General features: G+C 36.1%; 26 protein-coding genes. 13 read left to right on the top strand and 13 right to left on the bottom strand.

What is annotated here, in order from left to right:
- Positions 1 to 83: 83 nt before the first annotated feature.
- The 3 genes from fmt to NE848_RS12870 are packed head-to-tail and all read right to left on the bottom strand — an operon-like array spanning position 84 to position 3469.
- Entirely contained in the window at positions 84 to 1031 is a 948-nt protein-coding gene (fmt, locus tag NE848_RS12880) for a methionyl-tRNA formyltransferase (RefSeq protein ID WP_252114226.1), read from the bottom strand.
- A complete protein-coding gene (locus tag NE848_RS12875) occupies positions 1028 to 2929 on the bottom strand; it encodes a RecQ family ATP-dependent DNA helicase (RefSeq protein ID WP_252114223.1) in 1902 nt (633 codons plus the stop codon). The genes fmt and NE848_RS12875 overlap by 4 nt, the downstream gene beginning before the upstream one ends.
- A gap of 6 nt (positions 2930 to 2935) precedes the next feature.
- A complete protein-coding gene (locus tag NE848_RS12870) occupies positions 2936 to 3469 on the bottom strand; it encodes an AAA family ATPase (RefSeq protein WP_252114221.1) in 534 nt (177 codons plus the stop codon).
- An 84-nt stretch (positions 3470 to 3553) separates the two neighbouring features.
- Between NE848_RS12870 and NE848_RS12865 the strand changes: the two genes are divergently transcribed.
- The 3 genes from NE848_RS12865 (at position 3554) to murA (ending at position 5918) form a co-directional block, all read left to right on the top strand.
- Complete coding sequence (locus NE848_RS12865; RefSeq protein ID WP_252114219.1) at positions 3554 to 3847, top strand: DUF493 family protein; 294 nt, start codon at positions 3554 to 3556, stop codon at positions 3845 to 3847.
- Between the two features lie 101 nt (positions 3848 to 3948).
- Positions 3949 to 4590, top strand: coding sequence for a DUF4290 domain-containing protein (locus NE848_RS12860; protein ID WP_252114217.1), 642 nt, complete (start codon positions 3949 to 3951; stop codon positions 4588 to 4590).
- A gap of 14 nt (positions 4591 to 4604) precedes the next feature.
- On the top strand, positions 4605 to 5918 hold the full coding sequence (gene murA, locus NE848_RS12855) for a UDP-N-acetylglucosamine 1-carboxyvinyltransferase (protein ID WP_252114215.1): 1314 nt from the start codon (positions 4605 to 4607) through the stop codon (positions 5916 to 5918).
- A gap of 73 nt (positions 5919 to 5991) precedes the next feature.
- Here the strand turns inward: murA and NE848_RS12850 are convergent, their stop codons facing one another.
- Both NE848_RS12850 and NE848_RS12845 read right to left on the bottom strand, forming a co-directional pair.
- On the bottom strand, positions 5992 to 7455 hold the full coding sequence (locus NE848_RS12850) for a TonB-dependent receptor (protein ID WP_252114213.1): 1464 nt from the start codon (positions 7453 to 7455) through the stop codon (positions 5992 to 5994).
- A 261-nt stretch (positions 7456 to 7716) separates the two neighbouring features.
- Positions 7717 to 8052, bottom strand: a complete 336-nt coding sequence (locus tag NE848_RS12845; RefSeq protein WP_252114211.1) for a hypothetical protein — start codon at positions 8050 to 8052, stop codon at positions 7717 to 7719.
- A 959-nt stretch (positions 8053 to 9011) separates the two neighbouring features.
- Here NE848_RS12845 and NE848_RS12840 point away from each other — a divergent pair.
- From NE848_RS12840 to NE848_RS12820, 5 genes are all read left to right on the top strand, one after another.
- Positions 9012 to 9272 carry a hypothetical protein gene (locus NE848_RS12840; RefSeq protein ID WP_252114209.1) on the top strand — a complete coding sequence of 87 codons (261 nt, stop codon included), beginning with the start codon at positions 9012 to 9014 and terminating at the stop codon, positions 9270 to 9272.
- A gap of 95 nt (positions 9273 to 9367) precedes the next feature.
- Positions 9368 to 12058 (top strand): DEAD/DEAH box helicase family protein, encoded by a 2691-nt coding sequence (locus NE848_RS12835; RefSeq protein ID WP_252114207.1) that lies wholly within the window; start codon positions 9368 to 9370, stop codon positions 12056 to 12058.
- A 151-nt stretch (positions 12059 to 12209) separates the two neighbouring features.
- A complete protein-coding gene (locus tag NE848_RS12830; RefSeq protein ID WP_252114205.1) occupies positions 12210 to 12962 on the top strand; it encodes a hypothetical protein in 753 nt (250 codons plus the stop codon).
- Positions 12963 to 13064: 102 nt separating this feature from the next.
- Positions 13065 to 13574 (top strand): hypothetical protein, encoded by a 510-nt coding sequence (locus tag NE848_RS12825; protein ID WP_252114203.1) that lies wholly within the window; start codon positions 13065 to 13067, stop codon positions 13572 to 13574.
- A 279-nt stretch (positions 13575 to 13853) separates the two neighbouring features.
- Positions 13854 to 14240 carry a hypothetical protein gene (locus NE848_RS12820; RefSeq protein WP_252114200.1) on the top strand — a complete coding sequence of 129 codons (387 nt, stop codon included), beginning with the start codon at positions 13854 to 13856 and terminating at the stop codon, positions 14238 to 14240.
- A gap of 51 nt (positions 14241 to 14291) precedes the next feature.
- Here NE848_RS12820 and NE848_RS12815 read toward each other — a convergent pair whose 3' ends face one another.
- Complete coding sequence (locus NE848_RS12815; RefSeq protein WP_252114198.1) at positions 14292 to 15041, bottom strand: hypothetical protein; 750 nt, start codon at positions 15039 to 15041, stop codon at positions 14292 to 14294.
- 213 nt (positions 15042 to 15254) lie between these two features.
- Here NE848_RS12815 and NE848_RS12810 point away from each other — a divergent pair, with 213 nt between their 5' ends.
- A complete protein-coding gene (locus NE848_RS12810) occupies positions 15255 to 15779 on the top strand; it encodes a hypothetical protein (RefSeq protein ID WP_252114196.1) in 525 nt (174 codons plus the stop codon).
- A gap of 290 nt (positions 15780 to 16069) precedes the next feature.
- Positions 16070 to 16729 carry a recombinase family protein gene (locus NE848_RS12805; protein WP_252114194.1) on the top strand — a complete coding sequence of 220 codons (660 nt, stop codon included), beginning with the start codon at positions 16070 to 16072 and terminating at the stop codon, positions 16727 to 16729.
- Positions 16730 to 16954: 225 nt separating this feature from the next.
- Here NE848_RS12805 and NE848_RS12800 read toward each other — a convergent pair whose 3' ends face one another.
- The gene (locus tag NE848_RS12800) at positions 16955 to 17362 is read right to left on the bottom strand and encodes a hypothetical protein (RefSeq protein WP_252114192.1); all 408 of its coding nucleotides are present in this window, start codon (positions 17360 to 17362) and stop codon (positions 16955 to 16957) included.
- A gap of 13 nt (positions 17363 to 17375) precedes the next feature.
- Positions 17376 to 17804 (bottom strand): hypothetical protein, encoded by a 429-nt coding sequence (locus NE848_RS12795; protein ID WP_252114190.1) that lies wholly within the window; start codon positions 17802 to 17804, stop codon positions 17376 to 17378.
- A gap of 99 nt (positions 17805 to 17903) precedes the next feature.
- Here NE848_RS12795 and NE848_RS12790 point away from each other — a divergent pair, with 99 nt between their 5' ends.
- A complete protein-coding gene (locus tag NE848_RS12790) occupies positions 17904 to 18287 on the top strand; it encodes a hypothetical protein (RefSeq protein ID WP_252114188.1) in 384 nt (127 codons plus the stop codon).
- Positions 18288 to 18300: 13 nt separating this feature from the next.
- Here the strand turns inward: NE848_RS12790 and NE848_RS12785 are convergent, their stop codons facing one another.
- Positions 18301 to 19767, bottom strand: coding sequence for a site-specific integrase (locus tag NE848_RS12785; protein WP_252114186.1), 1467 nt, complete (start codon positions 19765 to 19767; stop codon positions 18301 to 18303).
- A gap of 228 nt (positions 19768 to 19995) precedes the next feature.
- Between NE848_RS12785 and NE848_RS12780 the strand changes: the two genes are divergently transcribed.
- Together NE848_RS12780 and NE848_RS12775 are read left to right on the top strand one after the other, a co-directional pair.
- Entirely contained in the window at positions 19996 to 20757 is a 762-nt protein-coding gene (locus NE848_RS12780) for an MBL fold metallo-hydrolase (protein WP_252114184.1), read from the top strand.
- Position 20758: 1 nt separating this feature from the next.
- Positions 20759 to 21256 carry a hypothetical protein gene (locus NE848_RS12775; protein WP_252114182.1) on the top strand — a complete coding sequence of 166 codons (498 nt, stop codon included), beginning with the start codon at positions 20759 to 20761 and terminating at the stop codon, positions 21254 to 21256.
- On the opposite strand, the gene NE848_RS12770 is transcribed toward NE848_RS12775, so the two are convergent.
- From NE848_RS12770 to NE848_RS12755, 4 genes are read right to left on the bottom strand one after another with little or no spacing between them, the layout of a single operon-like run.
- The gene (locus NE848_RS12770; protein ID WP_252114180.1) at positions 21253 to 21909 is read right to left on the bottom strand and encodes an alpha/beta hydrolase; all 657 of its coding nucleotides are present in this window, start codon (positions 21907 to 21909) and stop codon (positions 21253 to 21255) included. The two genes, NE848_RS12775 and NE848_RS12770, sit on opposite strands and share 4 nt — an antisense overlap.
- Positions 21909 to 22232, bottom strand: coding sequence for a magnetosome magnetite crystal formation protein family (locus NE848_RS12765; RefSeq protein ID WP_252114178.1), 324 nt, complete (start codon positions 22230 to 22232; stop codon positions 21909 to 21911). Before NE848_RS12765 ends, NE848_RS12770 begins: the two co-directional genes overlap by 1 nt.
- An 11-nt stretch (positions 22233 to 22243) precedes the next feature.
- On the bottom strand, positions 22244 to 23494 hold the full coding sequence (locus tag NE848_RS12760) for a dihydroorotase (protein ID WP_252114176.1): 1251 nt from the start codon (positions 23492 to 23494) through the stop codon (positions 22244 to 22246).
- Positions 23491 to 25410: a vWA domain-containing protein gene (locus NE848_RS12755; protein WP_252114174.1), complete on the bottom strand. Its 1920-nt coding sequence runs from the start codon at positions 25408 to 25410 to the stop codon at positions 23491 to 23493. Before NE848_RS12755 ends, NE848_RS12760 begins: the two co-directional genes overlap by 4 nt.
- Between the last annotated feature and the right edge of the window lie 8 nt (positions 25411 to 25418).

Below are 25418 nucleotides of genomic sequence, written 5' to 3'. Positions count from 1 at the left end.
GTATTTGTTAATAACTTGGTTGTTTTGTTAATAAAGATAATTGTTTTTTACTAAAATGCAACAAATTCAGTGTTAATAAGGCTTTAGCGCATTTTTGCGTCTGGAGCGAAATCAAATCCGTTCAAAAGTGCTTTTGATGTCATCTTTCTTTTTCCTGGCATCTGTATTTCATTAATAATGATGTATCCATCCATGGCAGCTACTTTTATTTTCTTATCATTCACAGTTACAGTGCCGTTAGGCAGATGATGTTCTTGCTTTATCTTTTCTATATCATAGATCTTTACCTTAATCTCCTCTGAAGAATCTTCAAGATAACACCAGGCCGCCGGATAAGGATTCAGTCCCCTAATAAGGTTATATATTTCTTCTACCCTTGAATTCCAGTCTATCTTGGTATTTTCTCTCGAAAGCTTTGGAGCAGGTTTTAATTCATCATTTTCTGCCTGGGGTTCCCTTTGAACTTCTCCACTGGCAATAGCATTTAGGGTCTTTACCACGAGCCTGGCACCCTTGTCCATTAACCTGTCATGTAGCGAGCCGACATTTTCTGTATCTGCGATCTCAACTTCTTCCTGAAAGATCATTTCTCCTGTATCTATCTTTTCATCAAGGAAAAAGGTTGAAACTCCCGTTTTTTTCTCTCCGTTTATGATGGCCCAGTTAATCGGTGCTGCCCCACGATACTGGGGCAGGAGAGAAGCATGCAAATTGAAAGTTCCATATTCTGGAAAGTTCCAAACCGATTTTGGTAACATTCTAAAAGCTACGACTACCTGAACGTTTGGGTTTAGTTCTTTGAGTTTATTCTGAAATTCTTCCGACTTCAGGTTTACAGGTTGCAATACATTCAGGTGTTGGGAAAGTGCATAACTTTTTACTGCACTTGCTTTTAATTTTTGTCCTCTTCCGGCTGGCCTATCTGGTACAGTGACCACACCTACTACATTAAATCCGGCTTCTAGGATAGCCTCCAGGCTCTTCACAGCAAAATCTGGTGTTCCCATGAACACTATTCTCAGGTCTTTCATTTTTTGGTGATTATGTATTTATTATTAGGGGTACGGTCCAGAACTCCCTTTTCGCAAAGCAAACCTAATACTTTTAAAACGGAATCCTCTTTATACTGAAGGATGGAAACAATTTCTCTGGAATCTTTAGGCCCACCTTTCAGTATTCTTATTATCCCGAGATAAATCTCGTTCATATCGTCCTTGGATAATTCTTTAGTGTCTTTTTTACATACCGAACACTTTCCGCAGGACCTGGGGTTTTTCTCGCCAAAATATTCAAGTAACTGAACCTGTCGGCATACCCGGTCGTTATTTACAAATTTGAGAACTGCTTCGATCTTTTCTCTTTTAGTATTGTTGTAATCCCTTATAAAGGCCACAAGAGGATTCAAAGTTGAATCATCTTCTCTGGGCAGTAAAAATGTAATGCTGGCATCATGTCGTGAAATATTGAATTCTATAATTTCTTTCTCGGCAAGCTCTTCAAGAATCCTTATCGCTTCTTCTTCCGAAATACCCGATTTTTCACAAACCGAAGTAAGATTAAAAGGGATCAGATTTTCGAATACACCACCATAATTTCTAAGCACTGTCCTTAATATATTAGCGTAACGAGGATTTTCATCCAGATAGTTATCCAGATGATTTCCGGATAGAAGAATCATGATCTCAGTTTTCTTCTGGTAATTCTGTGATAACCTTAATACACTGCAACGGTCCAGTAACTGCAGGGCATTATATGTTTTATTAGGATTGAACTGATAATGATGGCAAAAGCCTGAAAAATTGAAATCATGCTGCGTATTCTCTCCTTCGCCATAGGCTATACTGAAATAAGCGTTAAGCTTTCGGTACACCAGTTTCACATCTTCAAAAGATGCCAGGTTGTTCAGAAATTGATTTTTTAGAACCGGAATGTCACCGGCATTGGTAAGGATAATGGCTTTTGCAGGTTTGCCATCCCGGCCAGCCCTTCCTGCTTCCTGGAAATAACTTTCCATACTTTCAGGCAGGTCTATATGTATCACCGTTCTTACATCAGCTTTATCTATACCCATCCCAAAAGCGGTAGTGGCTACCATAACGCTAACTTTATTAGAGAGCCATTCCTGAAATTTTACCGATTTCTCCTCTTTTTTGAGTCCGCCATGATAAGCCGCAGCTGTAATGCCATTTTTATTGAGAAACTGACTTATTTCCTGGGTGGCATTCCTGCTTCTCACATATATAATAGCTGAATCTCCTTTAAGAATCTGAGTTAGGCGGAAGTACTTATCTTCAGTTTTGATCACCTCATACTGAAGATTAGATCGTTCAAAAGATTTCTTATGAATAACGGGATCCCTAAGTTTGAGTTGTTCGCAAATATCCAGAACAACCTCATTTGTTGCCGTTGCAGTGAATGCTGCTATTTTTACATCGGGTAATAGTTCTCTTAAATCTGAAATATTTCTATATGCCGGCCTGAAATCATGTCCCCATTGCGAGATACAGTGAGCTTCATCAATAGCAATTAGATTGATGTTCATCTGCTTGAATCGTTCGCGAACTATCTCCTGCTGAAGTCTTTCTGGAGAAAGATAAAGGAACTTATAATTTCCAAAGATACAGTTATCCAGGTTGCGGTCCAGGTCTTCAAAGGAGATTCCTCCTGTGATGGCCATGGCCTTGATATTTTTTTGCTGAAGTGTATTTACCTGGTCTTCCATCAGGGATATAAGGGGAGAAACCACGATACATATTCCTTTCCGCATCATTGCCGGTATCTGGAAGCAAATAGATTTTCCTCCTCCGGTAGGAAAAAGAGTAAGCGTGTCTTTTCCTTCCAGAATTGATTCGATGACTTCCAGCTGCTGTGGCCTGAACTCATGGAAACCCCAGTACTTATCTAATATTTTTAAAGCTTCCTCCTGCAAATACGTTTAGATCTTATTCAAAATGAATTCAGTACGTTCATCTATAGCCAGTTTTGGAACTTCAATAGGCTCATAACCATACCTTTCATAGGTAGAATAAAGATAAGACGAAATTTTTAAGGCTTCTTCAAAACTCTCATAACGTTCATTATCGCTGGTGTAAATTTCCTGCCAGGGAGGGAGGATAAAGATTTTATCATAGCGGTAATCTTCGCAGGTGGTATGGAAAAGATCGGGATAATCTGTCTTAAAGTATTCCATGTAAGCAAGTACATCTGGTAATCCACGATCTATAAAAACATGCTGAGAACTTAGCTTATTTGCTTTATGATACTGATTAAGTCTGCCTTCCAGTAGTTTCTGACTGAACAATAATGGTTTCTCTAAAAAAAGCTGGTCTATTCCTTCTTTTTGGGCCTGGAGCGTCACCTCCCTGGATATTTCATGAAGGCAGTTTTCTCCCATTTCTTCCAGTTTATGGATGATAGAAGATTTTCCCGTACCGGGACCACCGGTGATGACAATTTTCCTGGTTTTCACGCGGCAAATTTCGACATTTGAAATTGATTATAAAAATGCTATCATTACTTGTATCTTTGCAGTCTTAAACGAAGGAGAAAAATTATGAGTGAATCGAAGAACCCGGAGGAATTTTACGCGAAACTTAAGAAACAATTGCAGGACACAGCCATGTGGCCTTCAGAATACCTCTATAAATTCATTGTTCCTACTAAAGGAAATCAAATAGAAGAGGTAGAGGATATTTTTGATAATATGGGCGCCGTTATAGAGACCAAACAATCCAAGAAGGGCACTTATACCAGCGTATCTATAAATGTAAGGATGAAGAACCCTGATGCGGTAATTGAAAAGTACAGGGAGGTGGCGGCCAATGTAGATGGCGTGATATCCCTTTAAACATTGAATATAAAAGAAGATTTATTGTGCTTGCTTAGGAATATTTATTATTTTGCAGGCAGGAGTAAACTTCAGATAAATTACCTAATTAAACTTCAATTTTGACAAACGCTTTAGAATATAACTCTGAAAGGAGTAAACTTATAATTCCCGAATACGGTAGACATCTTCAGAAAATGGTAGAGCACGCCGTAAGCATAGAGGATGATAAGGAAAGAAACAAAGTAGCGAAATCTATTATCGCAGTGATGGGGAACATGAATCCGCATCTTCGTGACGTGCCCGATTTTCAGCATAAACTATGGGACCAGTTATTCATTATTAGTGATTTTAAACTGGATGTTGAATCACCATTTCCAAAACCAACACGGGAAATGCTTGCCGAAAGACCTGATATGCTCAGCTATCCCGAAAATAATCCCAAATATCGCTTCTATGGGAATAATATCAAAAAGATGATAGATGAGGTTAAAGACTGGGAAGATGGAGATCTTAAAGAGGCTATCGTTCTTAGCATTGCCAACCATATGAAGAAATCTTACCTTAACTGGAACAGGGATTCGGTTGATGATAATGTGATCTTTGACCATCTTAAAGACCTTAGTCACGGGAAGCTTAACCTTAAGAATGCTGATGAAGACCTGAGTCAGGCTTCAGACCTTATAAGAGGCGGCGGAGGTAAGAAGAAATACTCTAAAAACACAAAGAAATCTGGCCGAAAAGGAGGCCGTAAACGCCACTAAACTCAAATCTTTTAATGGGAACATTTCGAATTGAAGGCGGTCATCGTTTGAGCGGGGAAATTTATCCCCAGGGAGCAAAAAACGAAGCACTGCAGATACTATGTGCCGTATTGTTAACCGACGAAAAGGTAACCATACATAACATTCCTGATATTCTTGACGTAAACAAGCTGATTAATCTTTTACGCAATCTTGGAGTAAAAGTTGAAAAGATAGGGAAGGGCAGTTATACTTTTCAGAGTGATGAGCTGGATATGCATTACCTTGCCAGTGAACAGTTCAAAAAGGACGGTGGAGGCCTTAGAGGTTCCATAATGATTGTTGGTCCTCTTCTTGGTCGCTTTGGAAAAGGATATATTCCCAAACCAGGAGGTGATAAGATAGGAAGAAGAAGGCTGGATACCCATTTTGAAGGATTCATGAAACTTGGTGCCGATTTCAGGTACAATAAGGAAGAAAGATTCTATGGGGTTGAGGCGCCTAATGGACTCACCGGCGATTTTATGTTACTTGAAGAAGCTTCGGTAACGGGAACTGCCAATATCGTTATGGCAGCGGTTCTTGCCAAGGGAACGACCACAATTTACAACGCAGCCTGTGAACCTTATCTTCAGCAATTATGCAAGATGCTGAACTCGATGGGAGCAAAGATCGGCGGAGTTGGTTCCAACCTTTTGACTATTGAAGGTGTAGAGCGTCTGGGAGGTTGTGAACATCGCATCCTTCCCGATATGATCGAGATAGGATCATGGATAGGGCTGGCGGCAATGACACGAAGTGAGATCACAATAAAAGACGTAAGCTGGGAAATGCTGGGAATAATCCCTACTGTTTTTAGAAAACTGGGAATCACAGTTGAAAAGAAAGGTGATGATATTCATATTCCCGCGCACAAGGATGGCTATGAGGTTCAAAGTTTCATAGATGGTTCTATAATGAACATCAGTGATGCTCCCTGGCCGGGATTTACTCCAGATCTTTTGAGTATTATCCTCGTAATTGCCACACAGGCGAGGGGAAGTGTTCTGATACATCAGAAAATGTTTGAAAGCAGGCTTTTCTTTGTTGATAAATTAATAGATATGGGAGCGAAGATCATTCTTTGTGATCCCCATCGTGCTACTGTTATTGGTCATGATTTTAAATCTCAGTTGAAGGCTACCACTATGACTTCTCCAGATATCAGGGCAGGAATCTCATTACTTATTGCAGCACTTTCTGCCAAAGGAACTTCCACTATACATAATATTGAGCAGATAGACCGAGGCTATGAGAATATTGAAGAAAGACTAAAATCTATAGGCGCCAGGATTGAACGTTTAGAATAGGTGCAGATAAAAAGAAGAAATAAAAAAAAGCTGCTCGATTCGAACAGCTTTTTTTATTCTTATGATTCTAATATTAGACTTCTTCGGTTTTTGCCTTTTCCCTGCTTTCCCTGTAATTGAAAAGATTTTGTTCCTTGATCATCTTGGTTGTTTTCTCTGGTAACATCTCCTCCCAGCCTTTTTTACCTTCACTTATCATCTTAAGAACTTCTCTTGAGTAAATATCCATTATATCCGGATTGTAATCCTTGATGTCTTCCACACGGCCATTGTATTTAAAGAATTTGTAAAGCTCTTTCATACGTGGGTGAACTTTAAGATTTTCACTGGTAGTGATCTCTCCGGTTTCCGGATTTTTAAGAGGGTATAAGTAAACTTTCAGATCTTTAAAGAATAACTTACCGAAGGCCTCAAGAATTCCACCACTTAAATGGCGATAATATTTTTCATCGAATACATCTACCAGGTTCTGAACTCCCATAGTAAGTCCCATTCTTTGTTTAGAATAACGGGAGAAGTATTCAACTACACGATAGTATTCCTGGAAATTAGAGATCATTACGGTCTGGCCTAAGGAACAAAGCAATTCAGCCCTGTCCATAAAATCTCTTTCATCTATCTCACCTTCAGCACGAAGGTTAGAAAGCGTGATCTCGAATATGATCTCTGTATTCTCTCTGGAAACCTTACTTTCTTTAAAGAAAAGGTCCTTAGAGCGCTCATACATATCCATGTTCACCTTGGTAACCGGTCTAAAGCTACCGCGAAGTGCGAGGATGTTCTTTTTATAAAGGATCTTTGCAGGAAGAACATTATTACCATCAGGGCCAAACATCACGGCTTCGGTCATCCCGTTCTTAACAAGCTGGAGACTCATTAAGCGGTTATCCACTTTTTCAAACCTGGGTCCTGAAAAGTTGATAGTATCTATCTCTATCTGATCCTTATCGATATGATCGTAGAGATATCTTAATAGTTTCTTAGGATTGTCGTATTTATAATAGGCGCCATAAATGAGATTCACACCCAGAATTCCCAGGGTGTTCTGCTGGTGTCTGGCATCATTCTCATGAAAACGTACGTGAAGCAGGATCTCATTATAATCTTCCTTAGGATCAACCTGGTAACGAATACCTACCCAACCGTGACCTTTATATTTTTTAGCAAAATCTATGGTTGCCACAGTATTGGCATAGGTGAAGAATAATTTATTTGGGTGTTTTTCCCTGGAAATACGTTGTTCGATAAGGTTGGTTTCGTGTGAAAGCATTTTTTTCAGCCTTGCTTCCGTTACATAACGCCTGTCATTTTCAACGCCATAAATAGCATCACTAAAATCCTTATCATAGGCGCTCATTGCTTTGGCAATAGTACCAGAGGCACCACCGGCCCGGAAAAAGTTTCTTACCGTTTCCTGACCTGCACCAATTTCAGAAAATGTACCGTAGATATTTTCATTTAAATTGATGCGAAGGGCTTTGCTGTTTATAGAAGGAACATTTTCAAATTCCTTATCGCCCATTATAGTAATTGGCATATTTTTTCTTTTAAATAAACAATGTTCTTTGTGTACTTCAAAAGTACTAAAAGCGCTAGGCATACAAAAAAATATATTTACTTTTGTGTTAAAAATATAATATGCTTAACAAACCCTTATAAACACTAGAAAGTAGTTTTTAAAAAGTGTTAGTATGCAACAGGTGTGCAACAAATTTTAATTAAAATAATGGATAGGATTTAAGAAAAAAGCAGATAGTGATGTAAAAGGATTTTTTGTTGTGATTTTTAGAAGCTTTATTTATTTAAAACGTAATGGAATAGTCATATTTTTATAAGGGAAAACCCAATTTGCAAATTCTACATTTTTTTCAATGGGTTCATAGTGTTTAGGAATCTGATGAAAAAATTGTGCCGCTACATCTTCTGATTTATTTCTTTCAGGATTATAGAAAAACGCAACTCTAACCACATTATTTACAATTAATTTATCCATAATGGCAATGTAAAATCTATGCTTTTCTACTTGGGCTTTCATAAATTCTTCCCGTTCTAATTTTTCCCTACTGACTTCACTCCATAAACCAATTGGTAAATCCAGTGCTAATAATTCATCAATTACTTCTTTATCAGTCATATTTTCGATTTTACATCAATATAAAGAATAAAATGAAAAATCAATTATTCAACCAATCATATACATCAGGAACAAATAACATTGCAAGTTCATATAGAAAAGAAAATACTATCCATAAAACACCAAAAACGGATAGGATAAGAAACACCTTCCAAAGCGGTCTTTTTTTCTTTTTATCTAATATGAGTTCTACAAGTTTTTCCATTGCTGGTAAAAGTATATTCACTCTTCCTTAAAAAGTGTGACATTGCAAACACCCTGTAAAAACAGGGTATTGATGTCATACTTAAGCAATTTACTTATATAGAATATTCTGGTTATGTACCTTTAGTACATAAATGCGTAGTTAGCACATATTAATCAAAATTACATTGGGAACAAATCGGTAAAATAAGTATACTGAAGAATTATATAGGTTCTTTTTCGCCTGTTTATGACAGTATAACCCCCCTTATATTTTAACCTCCCTCCCTACCTCCCTGGAGGGGTGATGTTTTAGATAGGTTTAATTATAGTAAGGCTTCAGAGTGTTTTTAAGGTAACCTTTCTTAAATAAAGACTAGAAAGAAAACTGACCTTCTGTTTAGCATGAACCTAAAAAAAAAATTTCTAAAATTTTGAGAGAATATTTTATGGTGTGGTCATGAAGGTATGGTCTTATAGATAATCATACTAATTACCATACCTGCCATATACTCATAATCCCTTGTTATTAAAGGGATAAGACAATATAACCTACTCAAATACTGTAGCGAATTCGCTACAAATTGTAGCGTTATTTCGCTACAAATTACTTCAGCATTTAAGGAATCTTAAACTTTTCACCTTGTCTAAGCTTTTTATATAGTGTAGTATTGTAAATACCTATTCAGGTAAGTAAAATAATTAATAAAAACTATTGATATTAAATTATTTGCACATATATATAAGTATAACGCAAGAAAGTAATTTAAAAATGAATGAAATTACAACTAAATAAAGAATATGAATTAAAGGGATTTGAAAACCTCAACAGCAGGAACAAAGAACAGCTATTGTTGTTGGTTCATTGGAGAACACAAACAGGTCTTAGTTATGACCGAATCATACAGGACATAATAAATACCTGTTATCCAATTAAAGTGAAACCATCCCACCCAGACTACAACGCCAGAGTGGTGTTAAGGTCAACGGTAAGAAAACAAATGACCCAACTATATAAGAATCATTTAATTGGGTAAGGTGCGAAAATAAAGAGGACTTTGGGCGGTCTTTTAGAGTTTGAGTAAGCACCGATTTACTACTCATTCAAATTGTCCTATTAACCTTATAATAAGTGGTTAATGAACAGATTGAAACAATTTCATTTGGGGGTAAGTATATAAACGGAACAGCTAAAGAAACCCTTCTAAATGATAATGAGAATAAATACGTAATTAAAGGAAGTACGGGAATTGGTGGTACTACCGCTATCCTTAATGACCGTTCCAAATGTTGGTTAATTGTTTCCCCCAATGTGGGAATGATTAAGGGCAAAGAGGGTGGTAATTTCAATAGTGAAAAGCAGTTCTTTATTTACGGTGGTAGTCGTAATAACTGGAATGAAGTAGGTAGTTATTTAAAGTGTAATAACTCCCCCAACCTCATCATTAATTGTACCCCTGAACAGGTCGTTAAATTAAAGGACAAAGAACCTGAATTATTCAAAGACATAACCTCTATAAATATCTTCATTGATGAGGTACACGCCTATACAGCCGATGCAGATTATAGGGATAATTTGGGGGTGTTCTTGGCTCTTATTTGGAATGAGTGGAACGCCAATATAACACTAAGCACCGCCACACCAAATTATCAGTTTTTTGATATTCCTAAAGACCTAAATTTCAAATATTACAAAGTTGTAAGAGAAAACCAACCAAAGAAACCGCTTCAAATATCATATAGCGAAAAGGATGCTTACAACTTTATTTTTAGGGAGTTGAATGAGGGGCGCAAAGTATGTGTTTTCAGTAATAACCTTAACTATCACAAAAAAGAGTATGAACAGCTTCATACCGCAAATTTGGTAGGGAATAACCTTAAATTAAAGCTTCAACTATTTGATAAGGGTAACGATGACCCTAAAGATAATAGCCTTTTCGAGAATGATTTGATATTTCTTTCTAGTAGTTATTTCGCTGGGTACGATGTTCCAATTGATTGTTCAATTTGCATCATAAGTAATAACAACTCTGAAGCCACCACCATAAGCATAAATAATGCGGTTCAATGTTATGGGCGTTGTAGGGGGAATGTGATTAATGCACTCTATGTAAATCATACGAATAAAAATAAAACCGTACCAACTTTAGAAAATGTAAAGGAATCAATTGAGGGATTTAATGATGACCTGGAATACTACCAAAGAAAAGCCAAGCGGTTAAATTTCTGGGATGCTTCACAGCTCGGTATAACACCTCATCATTATGCAAATGGGGCGCAAATTGGCGCACCTGTTCTTAGTTTAATTAGTAATTATCAATTACATAATGAAAGTGTTTTTAAAGCCACTTTAGAGGGTTACGGGTTTGAGTTAAGTAAGTATATCCCTGTTGAGGTGAAACCACCAAAAACGAAAAGGGTAAGCTTTAAAAATAGAATTGAGAATCTACTGAAAATATCTGAATCCCAATTATTAGATGATTATTTGCAAGTGAGGGAGAATATAAAAGGTAATGATAGCGGTTCTTTTAATTACGGTCATGCCTTTGAGTATTTAACCGCCTATATATTAAAAGTAGAACAACCAAAGAATATACTGAACTCATTGGATAAAAAGAGGGTTAGACCTGAACGGTTTTATAACTCGATTAACAACTTCATTAGGGTAAATGGTGCAATACCTCAACACCACTATAACCAACCTTTAACTACTAAGCAATTGGAACAAGCCAAGACAGAGTATTTGACCAACACCCCAATGAAAATCGAAATAACATTACTACGTGATTGGGTGTTTTTGCACTCTATTTACAAAGCTAATAAAGGGATATTCACAAATGAAATAAAGCGTACCATTAAATTTTATGATGCCGTTGGGAATACAGATTTAATTAATGATTTGAAACATGATAAGAAAAACCGCCATAACCTTGCTTTAAGAGCAGTTAAGAAAGAAATCGATAATCTTACTCATGATGAGGTTGTAAAGGCAAAAAAAGCTATTAAAAACAGTTTTAAGTTGGCAGATAAATATGATAATTACTCAAATCCTAATGACCGAAAAAAACTTAAAAGTAAAATAGTTCATTCCATTGGTTATTTGTTTAATGAGGGTAATTATACCACCAAAGAAAGCAGGAACAGAGAATATACCGCACTAACACAATTACCCTCTAAGTTGAGGTGTTTGATACCTTTCAAATATGTAGAAAGTGACATCACAAGTGCGAACCCCCAATTTACCGATAAGATAATTGGGAGTAATATAGCTTTTCAGGTATATGAAAATATAATGACCGCCAAAGGGATAACAAGACCTGAAGCGAAAACAATGTTTAATACCTACCTCAACAATCACAATTTCACAGTAAGTAAAGCTAGACAGTTCTATCTGAATGTTTGTGGTTATACCACCACACAAGCCACCCAGTTAGCCGAAATAACCGCAGGGGGTAATAAAGGTCAATACTTTGATGTAATGGTTGGAGAAGAAAAGAAAATCATTGAAAAGTATATTAATGTGATTGGTTGGGGTGTTCGTTTTCATGATGCGGTGGTGTTACCCGTATGGGAAGCCGAAAGGGTAAAACTACCACTATCCCTAAACGATGTTCGTTTTCATGTTGGGTACTTAAATAATGAAACCCCTTATGGTGGTGATACCACCAATGAAAACATCATTGATGAGCGAAAAGGATTTTTAGAGGGGTGGTCATCAACTAATAACACTATAGATAACCAACCCAATGACCACACCTTAAATATATCGCTAAATACACATTATCAATGGTTTAAGAATAGAAAAGGCTTAGCTAAGGTGTAGCGATTTCACTACACATTAGTTAAGAATATGATTATAAGAACTTGATAATATTAATTAAAACCACATAGGAGAATATTCAATTAAATCCAAAACTGAATTTTGTATATTTACTATCTCACCCTACATCTTTATTAACTTAAACCAAGTAACATTGAAGATATTCATCCTCCTTGTAGCCATTGTAACTAGCCTAAGTTCCTTTTCCCAAAATGTTAATCAACTCGAGCTGAGAAAATCCGAATTAGTATATAAAATGCAAAAGTTAGAGGATTCAATTAAAATTATTAGCGAGAGGATAGAAAAAATTAAAAGAGATAGTATAGCAAATCATTTTAGTGAAAAAGATGTTTATACCTATACGTTACGTGAGGCAGCTATAAAGGAAATTCCAAAGAGTTATGGAAATGTAAAAAACAAGTTCTATGAGAAAGTAAGGGTTAAAATTGTCGGTTTATCGGATGACTACCAATACTATGAAGTTTGTGCAAAGGGGGTTTGTGGTTACATTCATGAAATTTTAATAGATAAAACGGATGAGGTTATAGGTATCACTGAAAAACTTAAAAAGGACATAGAGTTGAAAAAACAAATGGCCGAGGAGCAACGGAGAGCAGAAGAAAAAAGGAAAAATGATAGTATTATGGTTGTTTTTGAAAAAAGGGTTCAAGAACAGAAAAAGATAGATGCTGAAATGATAAGGAAATATGGTAAATCGGATTTGGAAGCTATGAAAGAAGGAAAATTCTGGATAGGTATGAACAAAGAACAATTAATTTACTCTTTAGGCAAACCAATTGATATAAATACTAATGTTGGTAGTTGGGGAAAGCATGAGCAATGGGTCTATGGTGGTGGGACATATATTTATCTGGAAAATGGTATTGTAACTTCTTATCAACAATAATACTTTAAGGAAAGAATAATTTTTCTGGTAAATTTACTGAAGTCTATAAGAAATTCTAAAAAATTTTATTTTTGGTCATATTCAATCAAATTATAAAAAATTATGCGCAAATTTTTGATAGTATTTCTACTCATGGGAATTTTTTCCTGTGAAACCAGAGAACATGGTGATTTAATAGATAAGGTAGAGGAAAAGCTTTTTTTAGATATGAATGATGCTAATAGTTATGAGTTTGTATCTTTTGAAGTCACTTCACAGAAAACAATGGAGGATTATTACATGGATAAAATTTATTCTGAACGCAGAAGGCGTAATTCTTTTCAAGAACAGAAAGATAAGGTTGTAGAGGCGAATTTAGGAAAACCCGATTCTGAGAAAAGGGGATATAGGTATAATGATTATTATGATGATATTTCTTTTTATGATGAGGTTGTAGAAGATGCAACCAAGAATATTGAACGTTTTGAACGTCTAATTAAAAATCACGGTTCAAGACCTTATCATACTAAAGCTAAATATAGGTTTAGAGAAAATAATAGCAGTGGAAATAAAGTTTTGAGAAAAAAATCAGTTTCTATTAATCATTCAGAGGATAAAGTTAGTATTTATTAAAGGGAAACGATTCTTCTAAATCAATAACCCTGAGCCTAATAAGTTCAGGGTTTTTTTATACTAATGTGGGAAGCTAGGGAAAACATGAACAATGGGTATATCCTTCAATTTATGTCTATTTTGAAAATGGTACATTAACTTCATTTCAGGACTAAATCACAATTGCTGGAGGAAACTCATACAATGGAAATCAGGTTAATAACTCATAATAACAATTAACGGTATGGGGTAAAAATAATCGTATAATCTGATATCTTTATACCCAATAAGTATTAGAGTATGACCAAGGTAGACCCCCACTTTTATAAGAATTTTTTACTTGCAGCCATAGCCAAAGGTTTTAATAATAAAGATGTATTAATACATGACCCCAATGAAGAGAAAGGTAACCTGTTTTACACAAACCACCATAAAATAGCATATGGTCAATTAGAAATGAAAAAACTAATTGAAGAGAAGGATGGTAAGGTAGTTCTAACTAAACTGGGAAAAAAGTATAGTAAGAAAGGTTTTGGTGCATATCTCGATAAACTGGAAAGACAGAAAAGAAGGAAAGCATGGTTTAAAAAACATAGGGATATTTGGGTTGGTTTAGGGGTTGGTATTATACTTCTTTTATTGGGAACAATCACCACTGTAATATTGCATTATTATGGCTATGTCTAAATAAGAAACTAAAAGCCTGGGGGAAATCACAATTGCTGGGGGAAAATAATATTAATCAGAATTACATAAAGAATCATTCAACAATATATCAAACTTTAATACCCTTACTTCCCTTTCCTTAGAATCCCCATTAAATACCAAAAAAATATATTCATCATTAAAATACTCAATTGAATAATCTTCCTGATAATAGGATTGTTGCCTTATATAACAATCAACATTTTCTTTATTACCAAAACGTTTATCCTGATATAAACCCTTTTCTTTCCCACCATTTGTTATTGCTATATGCAATAACCAAAGAAAAAGTACACTCATGATAATAATTAGAGGTGTAGTGATATATGTGTTTTTTATTTTAAATATAAATACAACCCCAACTAAACTACCAAAGATTATAAATAGAGTTAAACAAACTACAGTGTATAAAAAATCCGCATCCCCTGTATCTACATATAGGTTAAATATGTCAGGGATAAACCATAATATAAAAGTATTGAGTAATAATATTAAGGTTAATCCAATTGCTTTAAAACTATCTAATCCCATCAAAATATAAACCAGTAAAATGATAAAAATGGGGTAATAAAAAATTGATAGATATACTAACCCATCTTTTAGTAATTGAGAAGGACTGAAAAAGCGGATATATTCGGGGGAAATGGAAAATAGACTATATATCTGGTGTATGGCACCAATCACAATAGGTACAGATGCTATAAGTACATAATACTCTTTAATAGATTTTAAAACTTTGAGGAACCTGCTAAAATCTAAATAAACTGTATCATTCCATTTCATATACTAAAGATACCACCATGCCTTAGTATAAGACCATTTTATAGGTACCAGTTATCCACAAGATTATAAACAAATTGGTGTTTGATTGGGGGAAATCATTAAAAGCTTGGGAAATTAGAAAGTTGTTGAGAATTCCTAATAACTTCATTATAGGTGACCTACCTAAATAGTTAATTTTACATCATCCTAATTAATAAATAATATTTGAAAGTGATGGTAAATCTTACTACACCAGTACAGGAACATCAATTAAGAATACTTTCAGGAAAAGATAAAATTGATTATCAAACCCTAAGAGCATTATTCCCTTTAGGTATATCTAATTTTGAAAAGCAATTAGATGAATTGGTACATTTAAAATTGGTAGAAAAGAATATAGTAGATAATGAAACAATTTATAATATCACTGATGAAGGTAAAATAGCTAATCATATAGGCTTACATAAGTGGGTGAAAAAAATGGTTCTAAAACGAGCTGCGGATTATCTGTACCCAAAATTAACAAAGACAACCACAACCTTAGAAGAAAAAGCTGTTAGGAGTTTAGAAAATAATAATGATATCTATTTTAATGGTAAGGGTTACAAGAAAGTACCCAAAAAAGAATATACTCTAAATCCTGAACCAACATCTTGGTATGAAAAGTTTAATGGTTTCTATGATAAGCACCACAGAATAATACATATATCACTTGGTGTGTTAGCTATACTGGTAACAATCTTGGTAGCTTTTCTATAATATAAGCTTTAAATATGATATGGTGATAAACAGTGTTGAATGGGAGCAAATAATTTATATATATGTGAATTTATTCATAGTGTTACAATCTGTTAGTGAGGGATGTTATTTGGGGGGAACTGGAAATGGCCCCTGATTGATGACCTTCAGCCAGATTCCACCCTGTTAAAACTGTTAAATCCATCCCCCAGGGAAATCCCCTCAATAATCCCCCTGGAAACCCTTAAATATTCTTTTTACAAAACAGGAATGACCGTTGCAGGTTTGTAAAATTGTGTTATCTTTGGGGTATGGAACAGTTTATAGCATATTACAGGGTATCTACCCAGGACCAAGGTAAAAGTGGTTTAGGTCTATCATCACAGAAGGAATCAGTGGAAAGATATATCAACACTACTGGTGGTACTCTTATTCAATCATTCCAGGATATTCAATCTGGAAAGAATGATATCAATAGGGAAAACTTGAATAAGGCCATTCTCGCATCCCAAAAACATGGAGCGATACTGATAGTTAAAAAGTTGGATAGGTTATCCAGGGGTGGTTTTAAGATAGCTGTAAGGCTGGAAGATTTGGGGGTGAAGTATATAGAATCAGATTCCCCCAATGATAATGACCTTATTAAGAACATCAAACTGGCTATGGCTAAGGATGAAAGGGAAAAGATATCTGAAAGAACCAAAGCAGCCTTAGCCATGAAGAAAAAACAGGGGGTGAAGCTAGGAAAGATTGAAAACCTTACCCAATCAGGAAGGGTTAAGGGGGCCAAGGCCATGCAGAAGAAAGCACAATTGAATGAAAACAATAGAAGGGCCAAAGGTTATGCAGGGTTATTGAAAGAAAAGGGATTCACCCTTCAGCAAATAGCTGATGAACTCAATGGGTGTGGGTTCAGTACTTCCAGGGGAAAACAGTTCCAACCCACCCAGGTGATGAGGTTATTGAAATAATTACTATATTTAATGAACTAACATCTTTGTTAGATTTTGCAAAAGTTTGGGGACTGGTGATGCGGTCCCCTTTTTATATCCTTTTATCCAACATTACACCCCCAAATAAACACCATAGAAAGCACATCTACCCTTCAGTGGTATCAATACAACTCCCATCACCTTAGAACCCCTTAAAACCTCTTAAAATAAGTTTTAATTATATTGATGTAATTTGTTATAGATTTAATCTATATGAAAGCGTATGGTTGTGGGTGTACCATTGGGTAGAACCATTTTACAATCAATTATTTCAACCTTACCATCCTTTTGATAGTGAATCACAAAGGTTGCTGGGGTTTGATTATCTGAAGCCAGGTAAGTATTGATAGCTTCTTTATTGTTCCCATCTGCATTATTGATATTCATTCTGGTATCTATATTCCAGGTCTGGATATCTGTTTCATTTTCACCATAACTGATTATTGTTATGGTTTCAGAATCTATTTTTATATCCCTATCAATCCACTCTGATGGAGCAATGTTAGGTTGAGGTTCCATGATATATTCAGTCATAAGGCTTTTATGGGTCACTGATTGTGCATTCACATAACCAATCACTAAAAACAAGGAAAGGGTAAATAGCTGTTTCATAGGATGAATATAATTATTTAATGAATGTGAATTTATCTTTTCGGATGTATAATTCCCTGCCACCATCTATACCTATGAAGGGACCACCCACGCAATTATTATTTGGGATTCTATGACCATCCTTTTTTATTTCAATATCCCTCACAAGTCTTTTCACCTGAAGATTATCTACACCAACCCTATATAAGTGTTCTTTAATTCTATCCCTAATTACTTCTTTCCAGGTGTGAAAATCTCCCAAATGAGAAGTTTTCAGGCCATAGGCAAATCCTTCACTATCTATTATTACAGTCCACAGGTCCATTGATATTTCAGTGGGGTGCCCAGCAAATCTGGAAGCCATAAAATAATAATCTACTTCTACCCCCTCATGGGGTTTTCTAACCTTTGGTATTTTGTAATATTCTACCTTTTCACCAAGGCTATGTGATAACTTTCCCATTATATTTGGATTTATTCCAAGCGAAATTAGGAATTATTCCATATATTTAGGGTGTTAATTTTAGTAAATTTATACAGTACCCATAAACATATGTGAATCATGAGAAGTTTATATTTAACATTGGATGCCCCCATGGAAACCATTGAAGAAACCAGTGGTTGTACCTTTAATTATGCTGAAGTTTATGAACCTTTATGGAATGTGGGTACATCAGGAACCGTATTTATTATTCCAGAAGATAATAGCAGCCATATATATCCAGCCCAATTAGGTTTGGGTCCACTTAGGGGTGATAAATTCCCAGGTATTATTATTACCAATAAAATAGAACATAGGGGTGAAGTGGTGAAAGAAAGTAAGAAACCCTTTGGGATAAAGTGTATGGTTGTAGATGATGGTGGTGGCAACAATTACAAAGCATATCCAGAATTAAAGGATAATAAGTTCCAATTTGTGGAATTAAATGGGGTTGCTACCATCTAATAAATCGGTTATCTTAATAGAAAGATAAAGCAAACTCTTCAGTTACATCCATGGCTTCACTTGTCACCAGTTGTTCCCTATACTTTTCTGTATTTGTAAGTGAACTATGGCCCAAGGCCATGGATATGTAATGAATATTTGCCCCAGATAAGAACAGCCTTTGGGCAAAGATATGCCTAGCCATATGATTGGATAGTTTCCCTTCAATCTTAGCTTTCCTTTTCAGGGATTTCAAGGTGTTATTGGATTGTACCTTAAAGTTATGAAGTCTTTCAGTTTGTTCTTCACTTAGGATAGTTTCCCCATTGTAATGGTCATTCATAAAAGGGATGATGGTATCATTGGGTTTAGTCTTTTTAACCTTCATAAGTTCTTCCCCCAGGTAAGTGTACATGGTATGATTATGTTTTACCAATGCTTCTTTAGCCATCATTAAATTATACTTCAATTCATTATGCTTCTTTTCCCTTTGCACATATTGGTTCACCAGGTCACCCCATTCAACATCCTTACCTTCATTCTTCAATTGGTGATATTCCCATTGCAGGGCATCAAACTTATACACTTCATCTATATCCTTATATTCTTCCAATTGCATTTCATAATCAGCCATTTGAGATAGCAACATACTTTTTTCTTTGCTAAAATCCCTGAACTTCTTATCATATCCCTTAGAATATCGTTTCACAAAATAGAAGAGGTATTGCAGTGCATCCAGGGTTAACCTGGTTTGAACGAACACCCCAGTTTTTTTAATGTTATATGCAATGTAGTATTTATCCCCATCCTTAAATACGTTTTTAAATTGGAGTAGTAGGATATCGGATATTCTAATACCAGCCAGGTGCATCATGCAGAAGAACAACCTATGAAAATCTTTTTGGGACTTAAATTGTGGTTCAAATTCCATCAGCTTTACCAACTCTTTATCATCTAACACGTTATATTTCTTGGTTACCTTCTTTTTCTTAAGTCCTGCAAAGGGGTGGGGGTTATATGTTACTATTCCAGCTTCTATTGCTTGGTTAATGATATATTTAAATACGGTCACATATTCATTGGCAGTTGATGGTTCCACTTTATGTATGTTTAGCAACCAACTATAATATCCCCTTACAAATAAGATATCAATATCTTCCAGTGGGATATCCTTTCTACCTTCCAGTGCCAGATATTCCTGAAGTTTATTCAGAGCATGTATCTTACTTCTTTTGGTGCTAATAGTATGAATTGAATCAATGACCTTTTCACCAAATTCAATCAGGTTGATGGGTTCTTTTGCTTCCTTTTTCTTTAAATATTCATCCCCCTCAGTAAAAGCATCTTTTAAAGCTTCCTGAATCTTTTCATTATATAATTCAGCATTAGGTTCTTTTTTGTACACAAATTGCTTTTCTTCATTCCAATTGCTTTTGTGCACCTTAATCTTCAAGGATTTTAGTTTCCTTTTTCTATCTTTGATGCGTTGGTATTTCAACATAAGAAGGTTGGGGTTTTTCTTGGTAGGTACCCCAATAATTTTGTGTGAAGCTGACATTGATTAGTTAATTAGAATGTAGAACAAAGTTGTGTTAAATATAAAAAGTGTGAAACAAGTGTGCAACAAATATGTTAAAAAACAGCAAAAGTGTGCAACATCACCCTTTGGAAACCCCTATAAATAATGGGTTGTTAATATTTAATACTTTTGTGTTAAAAATAACAGCATTTGGAAGTAATATTTCTAGGAACAGGAACATCTCAGGGAATACCAATTATCGGAAGTGATCATCCGGTATGCCTTAGTGATAATCCAAAAGATAAACGTCTGCGTGTTTCTTTACTTGTTACCTGGAACAATTATAATATCCTTATCGATTGCGGGCCCGATTTCAGGCAGCAAATGTTGGCGAATAACGTAAAGCGTCTGGATGCTATTTTTTATACCCACGAGCATAACGATCATACTGCGGGACTGGATGATATAAGACCTTTCTTTTTCAGGCAGGGAGATATTCCTGTTTATGCTCACGAACGTGTATTGAATGCGCTTCGAAAAAGATTCGATTATATTTTCACTACCGAGAATAAATATCCCGGTGCTCCCGGCGTAAGAGAGAATATCATACATAATGCTCCCTTCAGTTTTCATGGACTTACCGTGACTCCGGTAGAATTCATGCATAACCGTTTGCAGGTTTTTGGTTTTAGAATGGAGGATTTTGCTTATCTCACCGACCTGAAAACGATAGAAGAAGAAGAGGTGGAGAAGCTTAACGATCTTAAGGTGCTTGTAGTGAGCGCGCTTCGAATAAAGCCACATCATTCTCATTTCAACTTGGAAGAAGCTCTTGAGTTCATTGAAAAGGTGAAACCAGAGAAAGCCTACCTTACTCATATTAGCCATATGCTTGGTTTTCACGATGAAGTAGAGAAGGAGTTACCTCCAAATGTTCATCTGGCCTATGATAACTTAAAAATCACTGTTTAGAATGCGGAACAAGATCTTAATGTACCTTCTTATTTTCTCTGTTTTATTTACACTTTTCATCTATGTGAACGATAAACGGATTCTTGACTCTAAGCAAGGAGAAATAGACCAGCTTCAAAATAAGCTCACAGAGACTCAGAATAAACTGGATAATTTTTCAGTTAATTCGGAAAATGAAGACTATTTTAATCTTGAGAACAATGATGATGCTATTACCTATTTTGAAAACAGGGGAATAGACACTAAAGATTTGATTCCAAGAATTGAAGACGCTATTATCAGTAAGAATCAGGCTGGGAAAGACAATCCGTTGGTTCCACATGTGGGGATGGAAGGCAATATGAATATCAATAAGATCAAAGTGCTTAATCACAAATGGATCATTGCCGACTTCACCGATGGAACTTACTGGGGCGAGGTCTTTTTAAGCTATGATATTGATGAAGAAGGGGAGATCCAGTTCTTTGCTGAAAAGTCTTTCTTATATCCCAGATATTAAATACGCTTCTTCAGCCACTCCCTGAACTCAAAGAAATTCTGTGGAGCCACGCCGTGGCCAACCGGGAATTCCGAATAGGAATTTTCTATCCCTAATTCATCCAGAAAAGGCTTTGTCTTTCTGGCCCATTCAACCGGTATCACCTGATCTGCCGAGCCATGGGAACAATAGAACTTGAGGCGGGAAAAATCGTTGGATTCATATCCATTCTTAAGAATTCCCTGATTCAGATATCCACTTAAAGCTACTACATTTCTTACTTTTTCAGGAAAAGAAAGAGCCACAGCATAACTTAAAATACTACCCTGACTAAAACCAAGCAGGTTTATATTATCTGCATCCACCGGATAGTGTTCAATGATCTCGTCTATAAAATCCCGGATGGTATCTCTCGAAGTTATGGCCTGTGCATCATCACTGAATTTTCCATCGTTATTGTCCCAATGAATCGCATACCAGGCGTTTCCGAAAGGTTGCATGGAATACGGGGCTTTGGCTGAAATGATAAACAATTCCTCTGGAAGTTCTTCAGCAAAAGAGAACAGGTCATTCTCATCGCTTCCGTAGCCATGAAGCATTATTAGTGCGGGGGCGTTATCAGATTCTTTTTTAGGCTTTCTTATTAAATGTTGAAGAGAAAATTCTTTATTCATTATGAAATTGTACTAAACCATTTTTGAAATAATGGTCCCAGAATAGGAACCTCTCGTGTTTCTCCTTTTATTGCCATTACCAGTCCGTATCCCCATAGAACTATGAAAAAGACGTAAAAGGCACCAACGATGAAGCCTTCATCAAAAAGGCCCATTAAAGCACCAATCAAATAAAAAGTGATATGAATTCCAAATGCCTGTCTTATATGAAAGCTGGCAAACGCATCTTTGGGATCCAGATTCATAAAATACGCTATGATAGTCCCAATTATAGTAAGATAGGATACTATCGCTGTTGTTTTTGCCTGTCCTGAAGGATTCATGATTTTATGAATTAATTACTAATAAAACCTTTTTGAGTGATCACCCCAAAGCCTTTTCCCTTTAATTCCTTATTAAGGAAGATACTGTTCTTTGAAGTGGAAAGTATATCCTCTGTAGTAAAAGTAAAGGAATCTCCTGGAATGAAGAGGCTCAGGTCTGCGGGGTCCCCTTCCTTTATCTCATACTCATCAATTCCAAAACGTTTTTTGCCCCTGGTAAGGTATTCAATAGTTTCGTTTGTGTCAAAAATTTTGCACAAAGCTCCAAATGCTGATTCCAGTCCGATACTTCCATACAGGGCATTGTCGAATTCAACTTTCTTATGTTCAACGTCGATGGGGTTATGATCGCTGGTAATCATATCTATGGTTCCGTCTTTCAAGCCTTTTATAAGGGCCTTAGAATCATTTTTGGTTCTAAGAGGGGGTAATACTTTTGATCTTGTGTCAAATTCCTTTAGTTCATCATCATTTAGAATAAGATTGTGTACTGCAACACTACAGCTCACATCCAGGCCTTTTTTCTTAGCTTCTTTGATGAGTTTTACCGATTTTTCAGTGGAAATAGTAGGAATATGAAGTTTCCCACCGGTATATTCAAGCAGATAGAGATCTCTGGTCACCTGAAGTTCTTCTGCAAGATTAGGAATTCCTTTAAGTCCAAGTGAAGTACTGTTCACATGCTCGTTTACGATTCCGGGACCCGATATCCTGTTCTCCTGAGGAAAGCTCTGAATAAGTGCGTCGAAATTCTGGGCATATTGCAGTGCGATCTTCAGCAGGTTAGGATTGCGTTGAGGCCGTTTATAATCACCAAAACTTACAGCTCCGGCCATTTTCATGTCCAGCAATTCGGCAAGATCCACACCTTCACTTTTAATGGTAAGTGCCCCAACCGGGTATAGTTCTACGGGATGGCTGGCTGCCTTTGCCTTAACTGACGCAATAATACCACTGTGATCAAGTACCGGATAGGTATAAGGATTAAGGGCGACTGAAGAAAATCCTGATTTTCCGGCTGTATCCAGACCATTGGCTATAGTTTCCCTGTCTTCGTATCCCGGTTCCCCAAAATTCACACTACTGTCAAACCAACCCCTTGAAACATGCAGGTTCTTCACCTTAATTTCCTTATCTGCTTTCTCGCTTAGATTCTTTCCGATTTTTTTTATTACTCCGTGATCAATGAAAATATCAAGTTTTTTATTGTTGTGAGAAGAGCTCTCATCAATGATGGTTACCGATTTTAAAAGTAGCTTCATTTGAGGAATTTTATTAGTAGCATTTCAATAGCTAAAAAGATCAAAGCAAAAATAACAAACCATTTCCAAAGCGCATTGATTTGTGATGCCGCATTTGCTTCAGAAAAATATTCATCCACAGAATCATGTATGCTCACGCCATTTACCCCAGAAATATCCATGGATTGAAGATCGCTTTCCTGCCTGTCATAATTAAAACTAAGATTGCCAAAGCGGGAATTGTTGCCGGATACTTCATAATTTCCGGCTTTCAGCGGTAGGTTGGCTGTATTTAATTCTACACGGTTGCTATAGTTCTGTTGCTGGGGTATAAGATCGCTTTCCGGGTTTGTTAAATGCAATACCTGATCCTTTCCAAGTTCTACAGGAATATCAATTTTGTTTTCACTATTGGTTTGATAATATAGTTGATTCCTTTTCAGGGCCTCAAGCCCTATTTGATAAAAAACAGGCACTATGAGCGGTGAATTTTTGAAATTTGAATTTTCACTGTTTAATGGAGCAGTGAAAAGATATGCCGAATTTGATTCCGCCAGAAAGGGCTGATTATCCTCATATCTTAGAACAGCATTAGCAACTTGCAGGTTAAATGAAGTAAGTACTTTTGGATATTCGAAATTTTCTGTCCGATCTTCGAAGACTCCTTCCAAAAGAGGATGATCATATTCTATATTTGTAATAAGCCTTTCGGAAGTGATCTTTTGGGAAAAAGAGCTAAAGCCCAGTCCATTCAGCAATTGCTCATAAGAAAATACCTGTTCCGAGGGAATGATCAATAGAGATGCGCCATTGCTTTGGGCATTTGTAAGGTTATTTGTTAATGAGGAAGCTAACTGTTCAACTTCATTCAGAACAATTAGATTGGCAGAGTTCAATTGATTGAAATCGATCTGTGAAGCCTCATAAACCACAGTTTCGAATTCAGGTTCGTTGTAGATCCTTTCCAGGAAATCATCCTGAGCATTCGAAATAATAACCACTTTTACCGCCTGCCTGTCTGCGATATTAAAGTAAAGTACATTATCATACCTCAAGCCGGAATCCTCAATTTCTATTCTCCCATTCTCAACTGCCTGATTCTGGAGCCTGAAATTTATTTCAGCTTTATCATTTTCTTCAAATTGCACCGTATTTCTGCCTAAAAGTTTTTCTCCATCCCGTACAGATACCGTCACTGGCCTGTTTTCGGCGTTATTACTACTTAATCGAATATTGAGAGAAAGGGTTTCAGGGTTGGTATTGCTGATAAAAGCCGAATCCAGACTGATATTAATTATTTCACCGGCAGTATTATTTACTAAATGATAATTGAGGTCTTTATTTTTCAGATCATCCGGAAGATTAAGGGATACTGCAAAATCAGAGATCATTACGAACTCTTTTTCTGAGGCAGGATAATCCTTGAAATAGTTCTCTGCCTTCAATTTTATCTCTCTGAAATCTGCCTTTTCATCAGTGAAATTAATGTCCTGTAATTCCTCTTTGAGTTCAGATACAGAGCGGTTGAAATATTCCGCATTATTTGTAAAAAGCGCATAATCGCTTTGCTCATCCAGGTTTTCCAGGAGCTGGGTTACTGCTCTTTGAAATATGGAAGATTGTCCGTCCCCGGCTTGCATGCTGAAAGAATTGTCAAGGTAAATGAGGGTCTTGGTTTCACTCATGGCTTTATTGCTGGCCGGGATGAAAGGCTGAGCAAAAGCAAGAATAAGACAGGTTAGAAGCAGAAGTCTTGTAATTAGGATAAGGAACTTTTTAAGCCTCGAACTTTTACGGGTTTCCTGAATTACCTTTTTCAGAAATTTCACATTGGTAAAATCCTCTTTTTGGAATCGCCTAAGCCGGAATAGGTGAACTATCAGCGGAATTATAAGCAGAAACAGGGCGTAGAGTAATTCCGGATGTTGAAAATGCATATTCGGGA

It is taken from the genome of Gramella jeungdoensis (assembly GCF_023805255.1).
In the GTDB taxonomy this organism is placed as follows: Bacteria; Bacteroidota; Bacteroidia; order Flavobacteriales; family Flavobacteriaceae; genus Christiangramia; species Christiangramia jeungdoensis.
This window is presented reverse-complemented; position numbering and strand designations above follow the sequence as displayed.